The 21,334-nt window shown below is 61.8% G+C and carries 20 protein-coding genes; 13 read left to right on the top strand and 7 right to left on the bottom strand.

Annotated elements, in window-relative coordinates:
* The first annotated feature begins 128 nt into the window (after positions 1 to 128).
* The 6 genes from EN845_RS02150 to EN845_RS02125 all read left to right on the top strand — a co-directional run bounded on the left by EN845_RS02150 (position 129) and on the right by EN845_RS02125 (position 4,677).
* Positions 129 to 953 (top strand): enoyl-CoA hydratase, encoded by an 825-nt coding sequence (locus tag EN845_RS02150; protein WP_127869601.1) that lies wholly within the window; start codon positions 129 to 131, stop codon positions 951 to 953.
* Positions 954 to 1,159: 206 nt separating this feature from the next.
* On the top strand, positions 1,160 to 1,582 hold the full coding sequence (locus EN845_RS02145) for a VOC family protein (RefSeq protein WP_127869729.1): 423 nt from the start codon (positions 1,160 to 1,162) through the stop codon (positions 1,580 to 1,582).
* Positions 1,582 to 2,364, top strand: a complete 783-nt coding sequence (locus EN845_RS02140) for an AAA family ATPase (RefSeq protein ID WP_127869600.1) — start codon at positions 1,582 to 1,584, stop codon at positions 2,362 to 2,364. The genes EN845_RS02145 and EN845_RS02140 overlap by 1 nt, the downstream gene beginning before the upstream one ends.
* Positions 2,361 to 2,882 (top strand): CoA-binding protein, encoded by a 522-nt coding sequence (locus EN845_RS02135; protein WP_127869599.1) that lies wholly within the window; start codon positions 2,361 to 2,363, stop codon positions 2,880 to 2,882. The genes EN845_RS02140 and EN845_RS02135 overlap by 4 nt, the downstream gene beginning before the upstream one ends.
* 158 nt (positions 2,883 to 3,040) lie before the next feature.
* On the top strand, positions 3,041 to 4,321 hold the full coding sequence (locus EN845_RS02130; RefSeq protein ID WP_127869598.1) for an O-acetylhomoserine aminocarboxypropyltransferase: 1,281 nt from the start codon (positions 3,041 to 3,043) through the stop codon (positions 4,319 to 4,321).
* Between the two features lie 5 nt (positions 4,322 to 4,326).
* Positions 4,327 to 4,677: a cupin domain-containing protein gene (locus tag EN845_RS02125; RefSeq protein ID WP_127869597.1), complete on the top strand. Its 351-nt coding sequence runs from the start codon at positions 4,327 to 4,329 to the stop codon at positions 4,675 to 4,677.
* Here EN845_RS02125 and EN845_RS02120 read toward each other — a convergent pair whose 3' ends face one another.
* Positions 4,678 to 5,742, bottom strand: a complete 1,065-nt coding sequence (locus tag EN845_RS02120; RefSeq protein WP_127869596.1) for a hypothetical protein — start codon at positions 5,740 to 5,742, stop codon at positions 4,678 to 4,680.
* 22 nt (positions 5,743 to 5,764) lie between these two features.
* Positions 5,765 to 7,015: a cytochrome P450 gene (locus EN845_RS02115; RefSeq protein ID WP_127869595.1), complete on the bottom strand. Its 1,251-nt coding sequence runs from the start codon at positions 7,013 to 7,015 to the stop codon at positions 5,765 to 5,767.
* A 104-nt stretch (positions 7,016 to 7,119) separates the two neighbouring features.
* Between EN845_RS02115 and EN845_RS02110 the strand changes: the two genes are divergently transcribed.
* The gene (locus EN845_RS02110; RefSeq protein ID WP_127869594.1) at positions 7,120 to 8,223 is read left to right on the top strand and encodes an FAD-dependent oxidoreductase; all 1,104 of its coding nucleotides are present in this window, start codon (positions 7,120 to 7,122) and stop codon (positions 8,221 to 8,223) included.
* 210 nt (positions 8,224 to 8,433) lie between these two features.
* Here EN845_RS02110 and EN845_RS02105 read toward each other — a convergent pair whose 3' ends face one another.
* A complete protein-coding gene (locus tag EN845_RS02105) occupies positions 8,434 to 9,027 on the bottom strand; it encodes a hypothetical protein (RefSeq protein ID WP_127869593.1) in 594 nt (197 codons plus the stop codon).
* Between the two features lie 334 nt (positions 9,028 to 9,361).
* On the opposite strand from EN845_RS02105, the gene clpP reads away from it, so the two are divergent.
* From clpP to EN845_RS02085, 4 genes are all read left to right on the top strand, one after another.
* The gene (clpP, locus tag EN845_RS02100) at positions 9,362 to 9,991 is read left to right on the top strand and encodes an ATP-dependent Clp endopeptidase proteolytic subunit ClpP (RefSeq protein ID WP_027028064.1); all 630 of its coding nucleotides are present in this window, start codon (positions 9,362 to 9,364) and stop codon (positions 9,989 to 9,991) included.
* Between the two features lie 296 nt (positions 9,992 to 10,287).
* Positions 10,288 to 11,562 carry an ATP-dependent Clp protease ATP-binding subunit ClpX gene (gene clpX / locus EN845_RS02095; RefSeq protein ID WP_127869592.1) on the top strand — a complete coding sequence of 425 codons (1,275 nt, stop codon included), beginning with the start codon at positions 10,288 to 10,290 and terminating at the stop codon, positions 11,560 to 11,562.
* 274 nt (positions 11,563 to 11,836) lie between these two features.
* Positions 11,837 to 14,248, top strand: a complete 2,412-nt coding sequence (gene lon / locus EN845_RS02090; protein WP_127869591.1) for an endopeptidase La — start codon at positions 11,837 to 11,839, stop codon at positions 14,246 to 14,248.
* A 196-nt stretch (positions 14,249 to 14,444) separates the two neighbouring features.
* Positions 14,445 to 14,717 (top strand): HU family DNA-binding protein, encoded by a 273-nt coding sequence (locus tag EN845_RS02085; RefSeq protein ID WP_015318196.1) that lies wholly within the window; start codon positions 14,445 to 14,447, stop codon positions 14,715 to 14,717.
* A gap of 83 nt (positions 14,718 to 14,800) precedes the next feature.
* Here EN845_RS02085 and EN845_RS02080 read toward each other — a convergent pair whose 3' ends face one another.
* The gene (locus EN845_RS02080; protein WP_127869590.1) at positions 14,801 to 15,823 is read right to left on the bottom strand and encodes an aldo/keto reductase; all 1,023 of its coding nucleotides are present in this window, start codon (positions 15,821 to 15,823) and stop codon (positions 14,801 to 14,803) included.
* Positions 15,824 to 16,013: 190 nt separating this feature from the next.
* On the opposite strand from EN845_RS02080, the gene EN845_RS02075 reads away from it, so the two are divergent.
* A complete protein-coding gene (locus EN845_RS02075; RefSeq protein WP_245511616.1) occupies positions 16,014 to 16,580 on the top strand; it encodes an SIS domain-containing protein in 567 nt (188 codons plus the stop codon).
* Between the two features lie 3 nt (positions 16,581 to 16,583).
* On the top strand, positions 16,584 to 17,327 hold the full coding sequence (locus EN845_RS02070) for a creatininase family protein (RefSeq protein ID WP_127869589.1): 744 nt from the start codon (positions 16,584 to 16,586) through the stop codon (positions 17,325 to 17,327).
* Positions 17,328 to 17,369: 42 nt separating this feature from the next.
* On the opposite strand, the gene EN845_RS02065 is transcribed toward EN845_RS02070, so the two are convergent.
* From EN845_RS02065 to EN845_RS02055, 3 genes are all read right to left on the bottom strand, one after another.
* Positions 17,370 to 18,287: a carbohydrate ABC transporter permease gene (locus EN845_RS02065; protein ID WP_027143632.1), complete on the bottom strand. Its 918-nt coding sequence runs from the start codon at positions 18,285 to 18,287 to the stop codon at positions 17,370 to 17,372.
* A gap of 6 nt (positions 18,288 to 18,293) precedes the next feature.
* On the bottom strand, positions 18,294 to 19,415 hold the full coding sequence (locus EN845_RS02060) for a sugar ABC transporter permease (protein WP_127869588.1): 1,122 nt from the start codon (positions 19,413 to 19,415) through the stop codon (positions 18,294 to 18,296).
* A 69-nt stretch (positions 19,416 to 19,484) separates the two neighbouring features.
* On the bottom strand, positions 19,485 to 21,149 hold the full coding sequence (locus EN845_RS02055; protein WP_127869587.1) for a sugar ABC transporter substrate-binding protein: 1,665 nt from the start codon (positions 21,147 to 21,149) through the stop codon (positions 19,485 to 19,487).
* Between the last annotated feature and the right edge of the window lie 185 nt (positions 21,150 to 21,334).

Below are 21,334 nucleotides of genomic sequence, written 5' to 3'. Positions count from 1 at the left end.
TGTATGGGGGCAGCCGGGCGTTTCTGGCAACATATACATCGCCCTGGCGCAAGCGATGGGTGTTGGACGAAACCCGATCCGATATTAGATACTCTGCCAACACGATCGGAGTCGCGGAGACCTTAGCCATGGCCGAAATCCTTGCCATCAAGCCTGCTGCCGCCGAAGAGGGCCCGGTCACGACAAGGCTGGACAAGGGCGTGCTGCGCCTGACGCTTGCCAATCCGCCCGCCAACGCCTTGTCGCTGGCGGTCATGGCGGCGCTGACGGCGGAACTCGACCGCGCCAGGGCCGACAAGGCCGTTCGTGTCATCGTACTCTCGGCGGCCGGCAAGGTGTTCTGCGCCGGCCATGACCTCAAGGAAATGACCGCGCGGCGCGCCGACGCCGATCGCGGCAAGGCCTTCTTCGAAGAGACCTTTGCCGCTTGCGCCACGCTGATGCAGACGATCGTGCGCCACCCCCTGCCTGTCATCGCCGAGGTGGATGGCCTGGCGACAGCCGCCGGCCTGCAACTGGTCGCGAGCTGCGACCTGGCCATCGCCTCGCATGAGGCGACCTTCTGCACGCCGGGCGTCAACATCGGCCTGTTCTGTTCGACGCCGATGGTGGCGCTGTCGCGCAACGTCTCGCGCAAGCAGGCGATGGAGATGCTGTTGACCGGTGAGACGATCGATGCGGCAACGGCCAAGGAATTCGGCCTCGTCAACCGCGTCGTGCCGCGTGAGTACCTGAATCAGATTGTCACCAAATACGCGCAAACCATTGCGTCCAAATCGTCCTTGGTCGTGAAGACCGGCAAGGAAGCCTTTTACGCGCAGGCCGAAATGGGGCTGGCGGATGCCTATGCCTATACCGGCCGCGTCATGGTCGAGAACATGCTGGCGCGGGACGCGGAAGAGGGCATCGGCGCCTTCATCGGCAAGCGCAAGCCGGAATGGACGGACGAGTGACGTCGACGTGGAGCGCGATCGACCTTGAGCGATTTTCTCGACATCCTTGTCACGGCGTTCTTCGGATGGGCGGAAAAGCGGAAGTATCAGAATTTTTGGATCTCTGTGGGACTCATTCTATGGATGTCATGTATTATTCTCCTGGGTTACTTGATGTATAAGCATATCGATATCTAATACTGAAGACGGTACGCATGCATACGAAAATGGAACCGCGCATCTCAATCATCACTATCGCCACCGACGATCTCGATCGCGCGGTGCGTTTCTACGAGGCGATGGGCCTGAAACGTCATGCCGGGATCACCGATGGTGTCGCCTTCTTCCAGATGGGCGGCGCCATCCTCGGCCTGTTCCCGCGCGCCAGCGCCGAGGAGGATTCCGGCATTGTCTTCACCAAGGCGCCGTCAGCGGTCTACCTCGCCTACAACACTCGCTCCGATGCCGAAGTCGACGAGGTGCTCGCCATGGCTGAACAGGCCGGCGGCAAGATCGTCAAGCCGGCAGGCCGCGCGTTCTGGGGCGGCTGGTACGGCTATTTCGCCGATGCCGATGGACATGTCTGGGAAGTGGCCCACAATCCGGCCTTTCCGATCGCCGAAGACGGCACGATTTCGCTGCCTGGCTGATGGTCCATCGCAAGCAACTGACACGACTCAAGGCACCGTATCTCAAGCGCATTTTGCTCGACCCCGAGCGCGTGGCGGACTGGGAAAAATACCCGTGGAACCTGCCGCTGTTTCGCGGCCACGCCTTCGAACTCGAATTCACCACGCCGATCACCATCATCGTTGGCGAGAACGGCACCGGCAAATCCACCTTGCTCGAGGCGATCGGGGCGCTGGCCGGTTACGACGAGGCCGGCGGCGGCAAGGGTTACCGGCCGGTCGACCATTCCAGCGCCATCGACAAGAGTGGCGCCGCGCTGGCGAACACGTTCCGTGGCCATTGGCTGCCGAAGGTCACCGCCGGCTGGTTCTTCCGCGCCGAATCCTTCTATTCCGTCGCCCGCTATCTCGATCAGGCGGCGCTGGAAGACCCGTTCGGGCCGCCTCCGCCTGACTTTCTCTCCTGGTCGCATGGCGAGGGGTTTATCCGTTTCTTCGAGGAACGCTGCCGCAGGCAAGGCATCTACATACTCGACGAGCCTGAAAGCGCGCTGTCGCCTTCGCGCCAGATCGAACTGCTCAAGATGCTGCGGCGCATGGACCAGTCGGGCACCGCGCAAGTGATCATGGCGACGCACTCGCCGCTGCTGATGGCCTGTCCCGGCGCGCGGCTGTTCCGCATCAGCAGGTTCGGGCTTGAGCCCGCCGACTTTCGCGATACGGACCATTTCCGCATGCTGCGCGATTTCAGCAATGACCCGGATGGTTTTCTCACCGAGGCGTTGTATGAGGACGAGGCATGAATCACGATAGCTACGACAACACCTACATCGGCGGCATCCTCAATTCGGTGAAGACCATCGCCATGGTCGGCGCGTCGGCCAATGACGTCAGGCCAAGCTATTTCGTGCTCAAATACCTGCAGGCCAAGGGGTTTTCGGTGTTTCCGATCAATCCTGGCCAGGCCGGCAAGGAAATCCTTGGCCGGATGACCTATGCCAGGCTGGCCGACATTCCGGAGCCGATCGACATGGTCGACATCTTTCGCGCGCCGGCGGCTGTGCCGGGCATCGTCGACGAGGCGTTGCGGCTCGTTCCCTTGCCGAAAGTGATCTGGATGCAGCTTGGCGTGCGCCATGACGAGGCAGCCGCGCGCGCCGAGGCCGCCGGCATCAAGGTGGTGATGAACCGCTGCCCCAAGATCGAGTACGGCAAGCTCTCCGGCGAGATCGGCTGGACCGGGGTCAATTCCGGGGTGCTGTCGTCGAAGAAGCCGCTGATGCGCCAGGGCTTCCAGAGTTTCGGTGTGCGCCAGAAATAGGCGACAGGCAAAAGCGCAAAATTATTCCGGCAAAAGCCGTATTTCCCTTCGGCTTGGTCGAAGGTCCCACGCCGAAGGGTATTTTCTTCTTTGCATTCCGGGCCGGGCTTCGCCAAGAATGCCCGGCGATTTTCAGAAGGTTTTTTAGGGAGGTTTCCGTGACCCGTACGCCCGGTTTCAATACGCTCGCCGTCCATGCCGGCGCCAAGCCCGATCCGGCCACCGGCGCGCGCGCCACGCCGATCTACCAGACCACGTCCTTCGTCTTCGACGATGCCGACCATGCCGCCTCTCTCTTCGGCCTGAAGGCCTTCGGCAACATCTACACCCGCATCATGAACCCGACGCAGGCGGTGCTTGAAGAGCGCGTCGCCGCACTCGAAGGCGGCACGGCTGCCCTTGCTGTGGCATCCGGCCACGCCGCGCAGGTGATCGTGTTCCACAATCTGATGCAGCCGGGCGACAATTTCGTCGCCGCCAACAAGCTTTACGGAGGTTCGATCAACCAGTTCGGCCATGCCTTCAAGAATTATGGCTGGGAGGTGCGCTGGGCCGACACCAATGATCTCTCGACCTTCGAGAACCAGATCGACGACAGGACCAAGGCGATCTTCATCGAGAGCCTGGCCAATCCGGGCGGCACCTTCGTCGATATCGAGAAGATCGGCGACATCGCCCGCAAGCACGGCCTGCCATTGATCGTCGACAATACGCTGGCTTCGCCCTACCTCATCCGCCCGATCGAGCACGGCGCGGATATCGTCGTCCATTCGCTGACCAAGTTCATCGGCGGGCACGGCAATTCGATCGGTGGCGTCATTGTCGACGGCGGCACTTTCGACTGGTCGAAATCGGGCAAGTACCCGATGCTGTCGGAACCGCGCCCCGAATATGGCGGCCTCGTACTGCACGAAACCTTCGGCAATTTCGCTTTCGCCATCGCTGCCCGCGTGCTCGGCCTGCGCGATCTCGGCCCGGCGATCTCGCCGTTCAACGCTTTCCTCATCCTGACCGGCCTCGAAACCTTGCCGCTGCGCATGCAGCGCCACTGCGACAATGCGATCACGGTCGCAGGCTGGCTGTCGAACCACCCCAAGGTCGCCTGGGTGAACTATCCCGGCCTGCCCGGTGACAAGAACAACGCCTTGCAGAAGAAATATTCGCCGCTGGGCTCCGGCGCCGTGTTCACCTTCGGCCTCAAGGGCGGCTACGAGGCGGGCATCAAATTCGTCGAGGCGCTCGAACTCTTCTCGCATCTGGCCAATGTCGGCGACACCAAGTCGCTGGTCATTCACCCGGCATCGACCACGCACCGCCAGCTTTCCGACGAGCAGAAGGTCAAGGCCGGCGCTGGCCCGGACACGGTGCGGCTGTCCGTCGGCATCGAGGATGTGACCGACATTGTCGCCGACCTCGAACAGGCACTCGCCAAGGTTTGATTGCCATGGCTGAGCCAAAATTCCTTGCCGTCGGCATCGACACTGTCGATGCCGAACACGGCGCGCCGGCTCCGGATCGCCTGATCTCGGGCGATCCGAAATTCCGCACCTGGAACGTCGAGGAGCGCGACGGCGGCCTCTATGCCGGCATCTGGGAATCGACCCCCGGCAAATGGCGCATCGTCTATGACGAATGGGAGTTCTGCCACATTCTCTCAGGCGTCTCGGTGATCGCGGACGAGGGCGGAGAGGCGCGCACGGTCAAGGCCGGTGACAGCTTCGTGTTGAGGCCGGGCTTCAGGGGAAGCTGGGAAGTGCTTGAAACGACTCGCAAGGAGTATGTGATCAAGCTTTGATCATCTCGGCGGGAACTGGGCGAGGCACGCGTCCGAGGCCTTGTCGTGAGCGGCCAGCAATTCGCTGTCCTGCGCATCGATGTCCGCGTCCGATATCTCGTCGCGATAATATTGCGTCAGGAGATCCATCCCTGTTTGCGTGACGCCTTGCGTCGGCAGCTCGCGGGCAAGGCAGCCGCACAGGCCAAGCGCGCGGTCCGGCGAACCGGTCTTGCGGTTGGTCAGGATGAAATCCTGCGCTGGACAGGCGTCGAGGAAGGCATCGAAGTCAAGTCGCTGCTGCTGCTGCTCGCCATGGTTGAAATAGGCCGGCTGCCACTGGGTTTTGCCGCTGGCGACGTCGCAGCCGGTGCCGGCATCCTCCGCGTCCTTGACCAGAGCCTGCCACGGCTTTTCCCTATCACCGGTCGGATAGGCAAAATTTTCACTGAAAGAGGCCGCATAGGTGTCGAGATCGGCCTGTGCAAAGCCGATCGTCTGGAACCGGTTGAACTGGCACTGGCATTCGCTGGTCACCCGTTCAGCCTCACCCTCTTCGGGCTGTTCGCTCGATTTGTTTTTTCGGCAGGCCGCGATAAAGGCAGTGCCGTCGAGCGAAGAAGCCGGAAAAGTCGAGCTGTCGGCATAGCGCTCACCGTTCCAACTGGCCAGCGTCTGGTTGAGCTGCAGGTCAATAAAGCCTTTGCGCTTGAAGGCGCCGAGCCCGACCTTGGCCGGGTCCGTCAGCCTGGCGCCCGGAATGTCGCCCAGCACCTCGCGATAGCCGTCGCCCTCCAGCACGAACAGGAACAACCCGCACTTGACCCCGTCGCAGGCGGGATCCTGCACATAGACATAGATCTCGGAAAATCCGTCGAGGTTGAAATCGACCTCATAGGCGCCGAACCTCTCCGCCGGCACTTTCGCGCCAATCTGGCGTTCGAGCAGCACGCCGGCCAGTTTCCTGGCGATGGCGTCACTGTTTTGCTGCGGGATATTCTCCGTCTGCTGGGCCACGGCGCCAGCCATGCAGCCGAGCAGAATCGTCACGGCGAGCGCGATCGCGCCTCTCGAAAACAATCTCATAGCAAGCCCCAGCCCACTATGGTCAGAAGCGCACGGAGAGCGCCTCCAGCCCATGGAAGTGGTAAGTGTCGCGGAAGCGGGGCTGTTCGGCAAGATGCAGTTGCGGGTACCGCTCGAACAAAGTCTTGAGCGAAACCTGCAGTTCGAGCCGGGCGAGCGGCGCGCCGATGCAGAAATGGATGCCGGCACCGAACGACACGTTCTTTTGGTCCGGTCGGCCGGACTGGAAGGCAAGGGGTTCGGCGAAGGCGTGCGGGTCATGATTGGCCATGCCGAGCAAAAGCCCGATCGTCTGGCCCGGCCGGACGACGATGCCGGGCGCGATTTCGATTTCCTCATAGGCATAGCGCATGAACATGTGTAGCGGCGCGTCGAAACGCAGGCATTCCTCGACCGTGGCCGCTGTCGCTTCAGGGGAGGTGAAGAAGCGGCGCGGGTCACCGCCTTGCGCCAGGATGGAATGGACGGCATTGCCGGTCTGGTGCACGGTTGCTTCATGGCCGGCGTTGAGCAGCAGGATGGCCGAGGAGACCAACTCGTCCTCGGACAGCCTCTCACCGTCTTCCTGGGCCGAGATCAGCAGCGACAGCAGGTCGTCGCCCGGGTTCTTGCGCCGCTCTGCAACATAGCCGCGCAGGAAGTTGGAGAACTCGCCCGCCGCCCGGTTGGCCGTCTCCTCGGTCTCGCGCGTGCGGCCGTGGATGTACATGGCGACCATCTGATGCGACCAGTCGAGCAGTTGCGGCCCCATCTCGACCGGCACGCCGAGCATTTCGGCGATGATGGTGATCGGCAAGGGGGAGGCGAAGGCCGGCAGGAGGTCGACGGCCTTGCCTGGTTCGAAACCGTCGATCAATTCCTTGGCGAGCGCTTCGACACGCGGCCGCAACCGTTCGACCTGACGCGAGACGAAGGCACGGTTGACCAATGTCCTCAGGCGCGTGTGTACCGGCGGCTCCAGCTCCAGCATCGAATTGGCTTCGATACCGTCGAATGCCTTGAGATGGGTCCTATCCTGGCCGGCACCGCGGCTGTCGGGAATGCCGGCCGGGTTCTGGCGGCCGAAACGGCGGTCGCGCAGCAGTCTGTTGACGTCGCCGAAGCCGCCAAAGCACCAGAAGCCGAATTCTTCCCAGAAAAACGCATTCGATGCGTTGTGCAGGAAGGCGTAGGCCTCGTACGGATTGAGGAAGAAGGCTGGTTCGCGCGGGTCGAGCCTAAGCCGGCGAGTGGCCGGATCAAAGGCCAGATAGGAGAGCGTCGATTTGGTCATGCCAGACCCATAGCGCGGCTTGCCAGCCCGGTTCCAGACCGTATCTTGCGTGCGGCAGCCCGATTGATTGAGCCAGCCAGTAGGGTCGCGGAAAGTCTGAACGGATGAATGTGATCGTTGTCGGCGCGGGTATCGCGGGTCTCTCCACGGCGTGGTCGCTGGTCAAGGCAGGCCACGCCGTGTCGATCGTCGAGCAGGGGCCGATCCCCAATCCGCTGGCGGCATCGGGAGACCATCACCGCATCATCCGCCGGGCCTATCGCGCTGGAACCGGCTATGGGCGGCTGATCACCGAAGCCTATGAGGCCTGGGACGAAATGTGGGCCGATCTCGGCGAGAACCACCTCGATGCGCGTGGCTTCGTCTGCGTTTCGCGCGAGCCCGGCGATGAGGCCGAGGAATACCGCGAGGGTCTGGAAGAGGGAAATTTCCCTTTCGAACTGCTGGAACCGGACGCAGCCGTCGAGCGCTGGCCGTTCTTCGAGGCTGGCTCGTTCCGCTATGCCTATTTCTCGACGGAAGGCGGCGCACTGCATTGCCGCAAGATAGCAGCCGGGCTGGCCACATGGTTGCGTGCCAACGGAGCCAATGTCTACGAGCACAGCAAGGTGACGGAGATCGATGCCGAGGCCGGCCACATCGTGCTCGAAAGCGGCGAGACCATGCAGGCCGACCGCATCGTCGTTACGGCCGGCGCCTGGGTTTTGAAACTGTTTCCGGAACTGGGCGGCGAACTGAGGACTTTTCGCACCGCTCTCGCCTATGTCGAGCCGCCTGCAGACCTGAAGGCGGCATGGGAGGCCGCGCCCATTATTCTCGATGTTGGCGGCAAGACCGACGGCTACATGATTCCGCTCACCCGTGGCACCGGCATGAAGTTCGGCTCGGGCCTGCACAAGGTGCAGACCAGCGACGCCGACTGGAACCGGAATCCGGTGCCGGGCGAGGGCGAGGCGATCCGCAACCTGTTTTCGCCGCCGATCGCCCGGATCGAGGAGTATGAGGTGACTGAAGTGGTCACCTGCGCTTATACGTTCACGGACGACGAGAAATTCTTCGCCTATGAGCGCGGAAAATGCCTGATTATATCGGCCTGCTCCGGCCATGGCTACAAGTTCGGCGCGGCTGTCGGCAGGCGCGTCGCCAAGACCCTAGGCAATGGCGATATCATAGGCTTGAAAAAATGGCTTCGAGCGGAAGTCACTTGACCCGAGGTCTTCTTCAGAGCCTTTCGCTAACCAGCGTAGAAGAAAAGCGCTGCTCCGGCGACTGTCACAAAAACCAGTAGGGCCGCGTAGGGATAATAGTCTTCAGATCCAGACGGACTTTTCCACTTTAGGGCTGTCGCATCATACAGATCGTACCGCAAGAAGACATAAAATGCCGCAACGCCAAAGACGATGACGACCCAGCCGAGGCTATTCATCACAATGCCTCGGAATATGCACACGCCGCCAGCCGGATGACCCTTCACGTACCACCACGCGCCGCGCGACGGTCTGGTAGGAGGCGGGAACATCGATGACGCGCCTTTGCTCGGGCCGCACCAGCACCTCCTCGGCGATGCTGTCATATTGCGCCGGAACGACGACGCGGCGCGTACGTTCGGGCTGGATCACCACCGTCTCGGCGACGCGTTCGTAGCGTGCCTTGTGCCAGACCTTGCACAGCACGCGGCGGCCATGGATGACGCGCCATTCCCAGGAATAGCCGCCGCCATCGACCCTGACGGTGTGGTAGATGGTCCGGGTGACCGCGGGCACCACCTCATACCGGACCTGGGCCGGCACGGTCATCACCACGCGCTCCCGCGTGCCGTAGATCGGCGGGTCATAGTCGACGACCTGCTGGCCGGGAGGGCTGATCATGACGTCCTCGTAGACCGTGTCATAGACATTAGGTGTGCGGACGGGCTCGTAGCATTCGACGGCGCGGCCGCCGGCCGCCGTCTGCGAAATCGAGCCGAGCAGGGTCAGCCCGGCAATGGCGAAGCGTGCGGTTTTCCCAGACATGGCACTCCCCCGTTTGAACTGCAGGCAAAAGTTCAACGCTGAATTGTAGGGGAAGCCGTTGCGGAGAAAAGCGGTTTCGGCGCATTTCGTTAAGTGACGAGGTTAAGAAACTGCTACTTGCCGGGGCTGGCTCGGTATTTCGGGTCGCGCGGCATCAGCTGCTGCTAATCCTTGCCCGGAAGCTTGATTCGACTTACCCAGATGGCTAGGACGGGTCGGCCTTGCACAAGGATGAGCCGGCATCCTATTTACATCTTGACGATCCAGAACCGATTCTGCCCGAGCTGCCAGCCTGTCCGGCGCCGGAATCCCACCGCGAGACAAGAGATATCGAATGAAGAACCCCGTCGAAACCTACATGAACCTCGTTCCGATGGTGGTCGAACAGACCAATCGCGGCGAGCGGGCCTACGACATTTTCTCGCGCCTTCTCAAGGAGCGCATCATTTTCATCACCGGTCCGGTCGAGGACGGCATGGCGACGCTGGTCTGCGCGCAGCTCCTGTTCCTCGAAGCCGAGAACCCGAAAAAGGAAATTAACCTCTACATCAACTCGCCGGGTGGCGTCGTCACCTCGGGCATGGCGATCTACGACACCATGCAGTTCATCAAGCCGGCCGTGTCGACGCTGTGCATCGGCCAGGCGGCCTCGATGGGCTCGCTGCTCCTGACCGCGGGCCACAAGGACATGCGTTTTGCCACGCCGAACGCACGCATCATGGTTCACCAGCCGTCCGGCGGCTTCCAGGGCCAGGCATCGGATATCGAGCGTCATGCCCAGGACATCATCAAACTGAAGCGTCGCCTCAACGAGGTCTATGTCAAGCACACCGGCAAGAGCTATGACGAGATCGAGAAGACCCTCGACCGCGACCATTTCATGACCGCCGACGAGGCCAAGGATTTCGGCCTGATCGACAAGGTCATTTCGTCGCGCGAGGCGGCTGAGGGAGCGTTGGCATAAAGGCTGGGTGGCAGTTGGATGGCACCATCACGCGCTTTTGGCGTGTCTTGCGTCATTTCGGCCACAATTGGCTGTTCCCTCGGAGGTCGGGATTGCCTACGTTAAGGCTATGTTGATTTTCGACGGCTTAGCTTTGCGTGTGGAAGCTGCGAATCATTGCCACGTTTTCTGATTTGTGTTTCGTACGGAATACGTTGCGGGGAGCCGGAAGACTGGCGGCGGCGGATTCCCGCGATAAATAGAGTATGCGCCCTTTCAGCCAGACCATCGGCGGGCGGCCATGAAAGGACATGAAAATGAGCAAGGTCGGCAACAACAGCGGTGATTCCAAGAACACGCTTTATTGCTCGTTTTGCGGCAAAAGCCAGCACGAGGTGCGCAAGCTGATCGCCGGCCCAACGGTGTTCATCTGCGACGAGTGCGTCGAGCTGTGCATGGACATCATCCGCGAGGAGAACAAGACCTCGATGGTGAAGTCGCGCGAGGGCGTGCCGACCCCGCAGGAGATCCTCAAGGTTCTCGACGACTACGTCATCGGCCAGCCTTACGCCAAGCGCGTGCTGTCTGTGGCCGTGCACAACCACTACAAGCGCCTCGCGCATGCGGGCAAGAACAACGATGTCGAACTGGCCAAGTCCAACATCCTGCTGATTGGCCCGACCGGCTGCGGCAAGACGCTGCTGGCGCAGACGCTGGCCCGCATCATCGACGTGCCCTTCACCATGGCCGACGCCACGACGCTGACCGAGGCCGGTTACGTCGGCGAGGACGTCGAGAACATCATCCTCAAGCTGTTGCAGTCGGCCGACTACAATGTCGAGCGCGCCCAGCGCGGCATCGTCTACATCGACGAAATCGACAAGATTTCGCGCAAGTCCGACAATCCCTCGATCACCCGCGACGTGTCGGGCGAGGGCGTTCAGCAGGCGCTGTTGAAGATCATGGAAGGCACCGTCGCTTCCGTGCCGCCGCAGGGCGGCCGCAAGCACCCGCAGCAGGAGTTCCTGCAGGTCGACACCGCCAACATCCTGTTCATCTGCGGCGGCGCCTTTGCTGGCCTGGACAAGATCATCTCGGATCGCGGCAGGAAGACCTCGATCGGTTTTGGCGCCATCGTCGCGTCGCCGGAGGATCGCCGCACGGGTGACGTTTTCCGTCTGGTCGAGCCCGAGGATCTGTTGAAATTCGGCCTCATTCCGGAGTTCGTCGGTCGTCTGCCGGTCCTGGCGACGCTGCAGGATCTTGACGAGCCGGCATTGATCCAGATCCTGACCGAGCCGAAGAACGCGCTGGTCAAGCAGTATCAGCGCCTGTTCGAAATGGAAAATGTCGACCTGACCTTCCACGAGAACGCGCTTTCGGCGATCGCCAAGCGCGCCATCGAGCGCAAGACCGGCGCGCGCGGCCTGCGTTCGATCATGGAAGCGATCCTGCTCGACACGATGTTCGAACTGCCCGCGCTCGAAGGCGTGCGCGAGGTGGTGATCTCGGAAGAAGTGGTGACCGGCAGCGCCAGGCCGCTCTACATCTATTCCGAACAGAAGGAAAAGAAGGGCAATGTCAGCGCATGATATGGCACTTGGCCCTATATTTTTGTGGAACGGCGCCCTTGCGGCGCCGTTTTGCTGTGACGGGTATACGGCCTGAGCGATGGAGTGGATTTGCGGACGATGTTAACTCTTGATCTTTGCCCCGCTTGCATCCACCTAACACGAGAAGGCCGAGGTGCCCGATTTCTGTGCTGTAAAACTCCCGTCACAAACGGTGGTAGGCGGAACGATCCCCGGTCGTTAATATAAGATTCGTGGTTGGCCTGATGGTGGCCGCGACATGAAAGGTTGGACAATGGCCAAAATATCCAAGGCTCCCAGCGACGGCGTCTTCGCAGTCCTCCCACTGCGCGACATCGTGGTGTTCCCGCACATGATCGTTCCGCTCTTTGTCGGGCGTGAAAAGTCGATCAAGGCGCTGGAAGAGGTGATGGGTCAGGAAAAGCAGATCCTGCTCGCCACCCAGATGAATGCCGCCGATGACGATCCCGAGCCCGATGCGATCTTCGACATCGGCACGCTCGCCAATGTGCTGCAATTGCTGAAGCTGCCCGACGGCACCGTCAAGGTTCTGGTCGAGGGCGCCTCGCGTGCGAAAATCGTCTCCTTCACCGACCGTCCCGACTTCCACGAGGCCAAAGCCACGGCGCTGGTCGAGCCGGAAGAGGAAGAGGTCGAGGTCGAGGCCCTGGCCCGCTCGGTCGTCACCGACTTCGAGAACTACGTCAAGCTGAACAAGAAGATCTCGCCCGAAGTGGTGGGCGCCGCCAGCCAGATCGACGACTATTCCAAGCTCGCCGACACGGTTGCCTCGCATCTCGCCATCAAGATTCCTGAAAAGCAGGAAATGCTGGCCACGCTTTCCGTCAAGGAGCGGCTGGAAAAGGCAATGGGCTTCATGGAAGCCGAAATCTCCGTCCTGCAGGTGGAGAAGCGCATCCGCTCGCGCGTCAAGCGCCAGATGGAGAAGACGCAGCGCGAATACTACCTCAACGAGCAGATGAAGGCGATCCAGAAGGAGCTCGGCGAGGGCGAGGACGGCCGCGACGAAGCCGCCGAGATCGAGGCGCGCATCAAGAAGACCAAGCTCTCCAAGGAGGCCCGCGAAAAGGCGGAAGCCGAGTTGAAGAAGCTGAGGACGATGTCGCCGATGTCGGCTGAATCGACCGTCGTGCGCAACTATCTCGATTGGCTGCTGTCGATACCGTGGGGCAAGAACTCCAAGGTCAAGCAGGACCTGGCCTACGCGCAGAACGTCCTCGACACCGATCACTTCGGCCTCGACAAGGTCAAGGACCGCATCGTCGAGTACCTTGCCGTGCAAAGCCGCCAGAAGAAGCTGAAGGGGCCGATCCTGTGCCTCGTCGGCCCTCCCGGCGTCGGCAAGACCTCGCTCGGCAAGTCGATAGCCAAGGCAACCGGCCGCGAATTCATCCGCATGGCGCTCGGCGGCGTGCGTGACGAGGCCGAGATCCGTGGCCACCGGCGCACCTATATCGGCTCGATGCCCGGCAAGGTCATCCAGTCGATGAAGAAGGCAAAGAAGTCCAACCCGCTCTTCCTGCTCGACGAGATCGACAAGATGGGCCAGGACTTCCGTGGCGACCCGTCATCGGCGCTGCTCGAGGTGCTCGACCCCGAACAGAACTCGACGTTCATGGACCATTACCTCGAGGTCGAATACGACTTGTCGAGCGTGATGTTCGTGACGACGGCGAACACGCTGAACATCCCTGCGCCCTTGATGGACCGCATGGAGATCATCCGTATCGCCGGCTACACCGAGGACGAGAAGATCGAGATCGCCAAGCGGCACCTGATGCCGAAGGTGATCCGCGATCATGCGCTGCAGCCGAAGGAGTTCTCCGTCGGTGAGGACGCGATCCGCGCCATCATCCAGACCTACACCCGCGAAGCGGGCGTCAGAAGCCTGGAGCGCGAGCTGATGAAGCTCGGGCGCAAGGCGGTGACCGAGATCCTGAAGACGAAGAAGAAGACGGTGAGCATCACGGCGGCGAATCTCGCCGACTATCTCGGTGTTCAGCGCTACCGCTTCGGCCAGGTCGAGGCTGACGATCAGGTCGGTGTCGTCACCGGGCTTGCCTGGACGGAAGTCGGCGGCGAGCTGCTGACGGTCGAAGGTGTCATGATGCCCGGCAAGGGCCGCATGACGGTGACCGGCAATCTGCGCGACGTGATGAAGGAATCGATTTCGGCGGCGGCCTCCTATGTCCGTTCGCGCGCCATCGATTTCGGTATCGAGCCGCCGCTGTTCGACAAGCGCGACATCCACGTGCACTTGCCGGAAGGCGCCACGCCGAAAGACGGTCCGTCCGCGGGCGCGGCCATGGCCACGGCCATTGTGTCGGTGCTGACGGGTATTCCGGTGCGGGCCGATGTGGCGATGACTGGCGAGATAACGCTTCGCGGCCGCATCTTGCCGATCGGCGGCCTGAAGGAGAAGTTGCTCGCCGCACTGCGCGGCGGCATCAAGAAGGTGCTGATCCCGGAAGACAACGCCAAGGACCTGGCGGAGATTCCGGACAACGTGAAGAACGGCATGGAAATCATTCCGGTTTCACGCGTCGGTGAGGTGTTGCGCCACGCGCTGGTGCGGATGCCGGAGCCGATCGAATGGGTCGAACCGGTCAATCCGCCGGCCGCGACCGATAGTGCCGACGATGCCGGAAAGTCGCTTGCGCATTAGTTTTTTCTAAGGTTGCAGCGCACAAACAGAAAGCCGGGCCTCGCGCCCGGCTTTTTCATGTGAAAAACCCCGGAATTCCGGGCTTTTTCCGCTTTTTTCCTGCCTTTTCGACTTGGTTGCGGGAACGCTTCTTTCTAAAGTCCGTTTCCTGCCGGATGAGTCGTAAGTTCCGGTGTTCTCATGGAAGGGAATTTTTATGAACAAGAACGAACTGGTGTCCGCTGTCGCCGACGCCGCGAGCATTTCGAAGGGTGACGCGCAGTCGGCGGTCGATGCAGTGTTTTCTGTCATCTCCGGCGAACTGAAGAAGGGCGGCGATGTACGGCTTGTCGGCTTTGGCAATTTCACCGTGTCAAAGCGCGCTGCGTCCACCGGCCGCAACCCCCAGACCGGCGCCGAAGTGAAGATCCCGGCGCGCACCGTGCCGAAGTTCTCGGCCGGCAAAGGCCTCAAGGACGCCGTCAACTAAGCGCGTTTTATTTCAAAAAACCAGAAAAGCCGGGCTTGCCCGGCTTTTCATTTTTGGACACGTATCTCCCGATCGGAAGCTCCTCAAACTGTCGGGGCGTCGGCGCGCATCAGGCCCTCTTGCTTGAGATCGGCCCAGAGCGCTGCGGGGACTTTCGCATCCAGCAGCGACCGATTGCTCTCGACTTCGCCCGGGCGCTGACCGCCAGGGATGACTGAAACCACCGAAGGGTGCAACAGCGGGAACTGCAGGGCGGCTTCGATCAGCCTGATACCGTGGCGTTTGCAGACGGCCTCGATGCGCGTCACCTGGTCGATGACATCCTGCGGCGCTTCGGAATAGTTGTAATAGGCGCCGGGCTTCGGTCCGGTCGCCAGGATGCCGGAATTGTAGGGGCCGCCGAGAACGATGCCGATGCCGCGTTTTTGGCAAAGCGGCAGGAAAGACGTCAGCGCCTCCTGTTCCAGCAGCGTATAGCGCCCGGCAAGCAGGAACAGGTCGAAATCGCCGCGCTCGGCCAGGGCCTGCGCAACCTGCCACTCGTTGATGCCGCCGCCGAATGCCTTGATGACGCCCTGGTCGCGCAAGGCGAGCAGGCCATAATAGCCCGAGCGCATGAACTCATCGATGCGCTGGTCGGATGCCTCCTTGCTGCCATGGGTGAAGATGTCGACATCGTGCACGAACAGGATGTCGATGCGGTCGACGCCCAGCCGCTCCAGCGAGGCCTCGAACGAGCGCATGACACCGTCATAGCTGTAATCGTAGACCTCCTTGCGCGACGGCGTGTCGAAGAACTTGCCGATGCCGGTGCGCTCCTCGGGCGGGCAGGCGCGCATGATGCGGCCGACCTTGCTCGACAGCACATAGTCGTCGCGCTTCCTGGAGCGCAGGAACGGGTTAAGGCGCGTTTCCGACAGGCCGAGCCCATAGAGGGGCGCGGTGTCATAGTAGCGGCAGCCGGTCGCCCAGGCGGCCTCCAGCGTCGCATTGGCGTCCTCGTCGGAGACCGCGCGGTAAAGATTGCCGAGCGGCGCCGTGCCGAAGCCCAACTCCGTGAAGGTGATGCCGCCATTGCCGATGCGGTCGAAATTCCGTGTCTTCATATCCTGCCCGTTTGCCTTGCTGATTTGTCTGACATGACACTATCATGCTCGTGGCTCGGCAAAAGCGCCGCTGAGCGTTGGACACGCATTTTCGCGGTTGCTAGCATGAACGAAATCAAGCTGTTCCGGGGAAAAGCGTGATCGGGAATTGCCAATCATCTTCGATTGCCGGCACGGCGGTGGCGCCGCCGTGAACAACTCCGGCTCGCAGATGTTCAAGACCGCGCTCGACGAGCTTGGCGCGGTGTTGGCGCGCGTCGATGGCGACCGGATCGACGCCGCCTGCGGGATGCTGGTTGGTGCCAGGCAGATCGTCGTCTATGGCTGCGGCCGCGAGGCCTTGCAGGTGAAGGGCTTCGCCATGCGGCTCTATCATCTGGGCCTGCCGGTTTCGGCCGTCGGCGACATGACCACGCCGCCGGTAGGGCAGGGCGACGTCTTCCTTGTCAGTTCCGGGCCCGGCGAAACCTCGACCGTACTCACCCTGATGCGCATCGCGCGTGAGGCAGGCGCGACCGTCCTACTCGTGACCGCCCAGGCGGGCGGCAGCGCCGCAAGCCTGGCCGATCTGACGTTGCTGGTGCCGGCGCAGACCATGGCCAACGACCAGGGATCGCAAAAGACGTCGGTGCTGCCGATGGGCTCGGTTTTCGAGGGTGCGTTGTTCCTGCTATTCGAGATCATGGTGCTGAAACTCAGGGAATTGACCGCGGCCTCGCCTGAAGCCATGCGCGCCCGCCACACCAACATGGAATAGATCATGCGCTATGAACTGATGCTGCCGCACCAGATCCGCAAGGCGATCGCGCAGAATTGGCCGGTCGCACTGCCGCTCGGCGTGTTGGAATATCATGGCGAGCACATGGCTGTTGGCATGGACACACTGGCCGTCATCAAGACGCTGGAGCTGTTCGAAAAGGAGAGCGACATCGTCATCCTGCCGCCCTTCTACTATGGCGCGGCGAGCTATGCCGTGGTGCCGCCGGAAGGCAGCGGCTCGGTGCAGGTCGGCGGCAATCAACTGGCGCCGTTCGGCGAGGAGCTGTTCTACAGCCTGCTGCGTATCGGCTTTCGCAACATCCACGCCATCATTCATCACCAGACCGAGAATTTCGCTGCCGGCATGCCGACCGATCTCGCTTTCAAGACCGCCGGCAGACAGGCGATCTTCCGCTTTCTCGAGAAGCAGCGCGGCGAGGGCTGGTGGGGCTCCGACACCATGGCCGACTACTATGCCGGACATGCCGCGGGCGAGAATTTCTTCAACTGGGTGCAGGTGCATCCGCTGATGCCGGCCGCGATGAACGGCAAATATCCTTTCGACCATGCCGGCATCGGCGAGACATCGCTGATGCTGGCGCTATGTTCGGAGGGGGTGGATGCCGCGCGTTTCGAGGACAATACGGGCTGGTATACGGCGAGTGCCAAGGAGGCGTCAGTGGAGTTGGGGCAAAAGGGTGTCGCCATGATCATGGATCACCTCAGGGCGATCCTGAGGCGCTAACGCGGGTTCTTCCTTGTCCCCCTGTGGGAGAAGGAAAAAACGCTACTTCACCGCACCAGCCGTCATGCCCATGATCAGGTAGCGCTCCAGCGCGATGCCGATGACGGCAAGCGGCGCGATGGCGGCGGTGGCAAGGGCGGCCATCGACCACCAGTTGATGCCTTGCGAGCCCGTCTGGCTGGCAACCATGACCGGGATTGTCTTGGCGTCCGTCGAGGTCAAAAGGGCGGCGAAGAAATACTCGTTCCAGCACAGCACCATCGCCAGGATGAAGGCTGCCACCATGCCTGGCAGCGCGATCGGCATGACGATGCGGAAAAAGGCGCCCCAGATCGACAGGCCGTCGACGAGGGCTGCTTCCTCCAGCTCGACGGGGATGGAATTGAACTGGTCACGCATGATCCAGATGACGATCGGCAGCACCATCAGCGTGTAGAGCAGGATCAGCCCGATACGCGTATCGAGCAGCCCGACTTCGCGGTAGAGCACCAGGAACGGCAAGGCCAGCACCACCGGCGGCAGGATCAACTGCGACAGGAAGAAGAAGGAGATGTCCTCGTTCTTGAACCAGGCGAAATGGTAGCGATAGCGGGTCAGGCCATAGGCGGCGAGGCTGCCGATAATGATCGCCAGGCTCGACGCCCCAACCGAGGTGATGACCGAATTCATGAAGCGCTTGAGGAACTCGTCGCGCACGGTCGATGTCTGGAAGATCGAGTCCGGCGACAGGCCAAGCGATCGCCAGCCTTTCCAATCCGGCTGGAAGTCGACAAACGGGATCAGGTGGCCCTGGGTGACATCCACCGCCGTCTTGAACGATGTGGTGATGGTCCAATAAATCGGAAACAGGCAGATGAAGCCCCAGCAGGCGAGCGCGCCGTAAATGAAGACGCGGCTGGCGACGAAGCTCGCCGGCGAGCGGATTTCGGATGCGACGTAGTCGGTGGTCTGAACGCTCATCTTGCCCTAATTCACATTGCGCACGAAACGGCTGGCGAATTTCAACAGCCAGGTCACGAACACTACGATGATGACGAGATAGGCCATCGCCAGCATGGTGCCGTAGCCGACATTCGAGCGGTCGCGGTACTCGCGGTAGATGAAGCTCGACACCGAATCGGTGGCGCCGCCCGGACCGCCCGAGGTGACCGTGATGATGATGTCGGCAAGCTTCAGCTTGAAGATGATGCGCAGGATCACCGCCGTTACCGACACCGGCAGCATCAGTGGGAAAGTGACCTGCCAGAAGGTCTGCCAGGCCGTGGCGCCATCGACACGTGCCGCCTCCAGCACCTCGCGCGACATCGCCTGCAGCCCCGCCAGCAGCATGATCATCATGAATGGAATGAAGGTCCAGGCGTCCAGCAGCATGATCGAGATGCGCGCGGTGATCGGGTTCGAGAAGAAGGCCGGGTCTTCCCAGCCGAGATGGCGCGCCAGCGTCGCTGCCGGTCCAAAGCGATATTCCATCAGCGACTTGCCGATCATCCACGACACCGCGACGGGCGACAGCATCAGCGGCATCAGGAACACCACCCGGAAGAATTTTCGGGCACGGATCTGCGCGTTGAGCAGCAGCGCCAGGCCAAAGGCCACGACATATTCGACCAGCACCGCCAGCACGTAGAGGACCATGTTGAACAAGGCGTTGCGGTAGTAGGGATCGGCGAGCATCTGCCAGAAATTGTCGAGCCCGTTGAACCTGCGACCGCTAAAGGAGCTGAGATTCCAGTCGGTGAGCGCGATGTAGAAGCCGAACAGCGTCGGGAAGATCACCATGGCGATGGTGAACAAAAGAGCGGGCAGCAGGAACAGCGCGCGCTGGCCGTCCTCGCCGCGTGTCAGAACCTGGCCGATGCCGATCGCCACGCCCCACAGCACATAGGCGTAGACCACGGGCCGCCATGTCTCGAAGCCGATCGTATCGACCTCGGTCTTGTAGAGGATCTGCAGCACGATCGTTGCCAGCAGGCCGAGCGTGGCAATCGCCATCAGCGCCCAGCCCAAACGCCGGCGGCCTGGCGGGATCAGATCATGGGGGGCGGCGTCTGCCGGCCACCGGGTCGCGGTCGAAGTCTGGTCAGCCACAAATCTCGCCCGTTTGGAAGGGAAGGCTGTGGTCCGGCGTTGCCGCCGGACCACGGTTCAAAGGGCAGCTTACATGCCGAGCGAGGCCTTGTAGAGCTTGACCTGCTTGTCACGGCCGATCTGGTCGGTGAGCTTCTCCCAGGCGGCTGCGATGGCGTCGGCGCCTTCCTGCGCCTTCATCTTGCCGGCGAAGGTGTTGGCCAGGATATCCTCGGCGGCGCTGTAGTACTGGAAGATGCCGGGGATGCGCGGCTCGATTGCCGCGTTGGGATGGTTGTAGCTGTCGCCTTCCGACTTCAGGTACGAGGTGATGAAAGCCTCGTCGTAGCCGGCCGCCACCCATTCGGGAATGTCGAAATGGGAGTTGCGATAGGGCTGGAAGCCCGACGGATACATCGCCGTCCAGATCGACAGGTCCTTGCCGCCGAGATGGGCGGCCGCCGACCATGCCGCCTTCTTCTTCTTCTCGTCGCTATCGACGCGGGCCATGACATAGACGCCCCAGCCGAGATAGGCGCAGTTGGGCGAATAGTTCGGGCCGCTGGCGAGCTTCTCCCACTTGCCGGTCTTGGAGTTGTAGACGTCGTCGGAGCCCGGCAGGATCGAGAAGCCGGTGACGTCGCCGATAACCGAGCTATCGTTGGTCTTGACGTTCGAGCCGACGTCGCCCCACCAGGGGATCATCGAGCCGGTGCCGGCCAGGAACTGCTGGAAGGCGGTGGTGTTCGGATCGGCATTGATCTGGTCGGCGGGTTCCGACGGCAGGGCATCGATGACGTCCTGGATGGCGCGTACCCAGGCCGGATTGTTGACGCGCGGCTTCATCGTGTCGGCGTCGAACAGCCAGGCCTTGTCGTCGGGATGCTTGGCGTAGGCGGTGGCGCGGCTGCCGAGGAAGTAGAAGCCGAAACCGCCCCAGGGCTTGGGCGCGTCGAGATAGCCATAGACATCCTGGCCCTTGAACTTCTTGCCCTTGAGGAACTTGGTCACGGCCTGAACCTCTTGCCAGGTCTTCGGCACGCCCCATTCGCTCGTCGCTCCGCTATCCTTCCACTGCTTGGCGAGGTCGGCGTCTGCAAACACGTCGGTGCGGTAGTTGAAGTTGTGCGCGTCACCATCGATGGTGACCCGATACTGCTTGCCATCCCAGGTGCCGACGGGCGGCTTGAGGTAGTTGACGAGATCGTCGAAGTCGATCTGTTTCTTGACCCAGTCGGGCATCTCCGAAGTCAGGCCCTTGCCGCAGACGTCGCCCTCGAACGGCGCGCCCATCTCGATGATGTCGAAATCGACGGTGCCGGTGGCGATCGACTGCTGCAGCCGGGCGTTGTAGTCGGCCTGCGCCAGATCGATCCAGCTGATCTTGGCGCCGGTATAGGTCTCCCATGGCTTCAGGAAACCACGGAACAGCACATTGTGCAGGTTCTGGTTGTTGAGGCCCATGAAGGTGAGCTCGACGCCGGCGAACTCGCCTTCCTTGACATTGGCCTTGGTCGCCTCGAGGCAAAGCTCGCCGACCTTCTGGAAGTCGGCGTCGGTCGGCTGGCCTTTGCCAACCCCGGGGATCTGCAGGATTTTCGAGCGCAGTTCGCTTGCGGCGGAAGCCGGGCGCGTCAGGGCGCCAAGCCCGGCGCCGGATGCGGCCGCGATCGCGGCCATCGAGGCCGCGCCCTTCAATATGTCGCGCCTTGTCGCGCCGGCACGGACCAGTTTGTCGTAAAGACCTACTCGCATGGACTATTCCTCCCAGAACGTTAGTCATGAATCGAAGTGCCAATCGTGCCGGGCGCTGGCCGTGTTCAGAAGCGAAACCAGGACCCCAACCTGCGTCGCCTCGCGTTCCGTTTTTTCGGATAGAGTACCGGCGTTCGGATTGGCGCTCGTCACTATTCTCACAACCAAACGCCGTGTCAACGAGG

It is taken from the genome of Mesorhizobium sp. M8A.F.Ca.ET.202.01.1.1 (assembly GCF_004791595.1).
In the GTDB taxonomy this organism is placed as follows: domain Bacteria; phylum Pseudomonadota; class Alphaproteobacteria; order Rhizobiales; family Rhizobiaceae; genus Mesorhizobium.
The sequence above is the reverse complement of the archived record's forward strand: the minus strand, read 5'-3'. Positions and strand labels throughout refer to the sequence as shown.

Excerpts from the sequence above, each read along its gene's own strand:
- EN845_RS02150 (WP_127869601.1), top strand. The coding sequence starts at position 129 with ATGGCCGAAATCCTTGCCATCAAGCCTGCTGCCGCCGAAGAGGGCCCG.
- EN845_RS02145 (WP_127869729.1), top strand. The coding sequence starts at position 1,160 with ATGGAACCGCGCATCTCAATCATCACTATCGCCACCGACGATCTCGAT.
- EN845_RS02140 (WP_127869600.1), top strand. The coding sequence starts at position 1,582 with ATGGTCCATCGCAAGCAACTGACACGACTCAAGGCACCGTATCTCAAG.
- EN845_RS02135 (WP_127869599.1), top strand. The coding sequence starts at position 2,361 with ATGAATCACGATAGCTACGACAACACCTACATCGGCGGCATCCTCAAT.
- EN845_RS02125 (WP_127869597.1), top strand. The coding sequence starts at position 4,327 with ATGGCTGAGCCAAAATTCCTTGCCGTCGGCATCGACACTGTCGATGCC.
- EN845_RS02120 (WP_127869596.1), bottom strand. The coding sequence starts at position 5,742 with ATGAGATTGTTTTCGAGAGGCGCGATCGCGCTCGCCGTGACGATTCTG.
- EN845_RS02115 (WP_127869595.1), bottom strand. The coding sequence starts at position 7,015 with ATGACCAAATCGACGCTCTCCTATCTGGCCTTTGATCCGGCCACTCGC.
- EN845_RS02110 (WP_127869594.1), top strand. The coding sequence starts at position 7,120 with ATGAATGTGATCGTTGTCGGCGCGGGTATCGCGGGTCTCTCCACGGCG.
- EN845_RS02105 (WP_127869593.1), bottom strand. The coding sequence starts at position 9,027 with ATGTCTGGGAAAACCGCACGCTTCGCCATTGCCGGGCTGACCCTGCTC.
- clpP (WP_027028064.1), top strand. The coding sequence starts at position 9,362 with ATGAAGAACCCCGTCGAAACCTACATGAACCTCGTTCCGATGGTGGTC.
- clpX (WP_127869592.1), top strand. The coding sequence starts at position 10,288 with ATGAGCAAGGTCGGCAACAACAGCGGTGATTCCAAGAACACGCTTTAT.
- lon (WP_127869591.1), top strand. The coding sequence starts at position 11,837 with ATGGCCAAAATATCCAAGGCTCCCAGCGACGGCGTCTTCGCAGTCCTC.
- EN845_RS02085 (WP_015318196.1), top strand. The coding sequence starts at position 14,445 with ATGAACAAGAACGAACTGGTGTCCGCTGTCGCCGACGCCGCGAGCATT.
- EN845_RS02080 (WP_127869590.1), bottom strand. The coding sequence starts at position 15,823 with ATGAAGACACGGAATTTCGACCGCATCGGCAATGGCGGCATCACCTTC.
- EN845_RS02070 (WP_127869589.1), top strand. The coding sequence starts at position 16,584 with ATGCGCTATGAACTGATGCTGCCGCACCAGATCCGCAAGGCGATCGCG.
- EN845_RS02065 (WP_027143632.1), bottom strand. The coding sequence starts at position 18,287 with ATGAGCGTTCAGACCACCGACTACGTCGCATCCGAAATCCGCTCGCCG.
- EN845_RS02055 (WP_127869587.1), bottom strand. The coding sequence starts at position 21,149 with ATGCGAGTAGGTCTTTACGACAAACTGGTCCGTGCCGGCGCGACAAGG.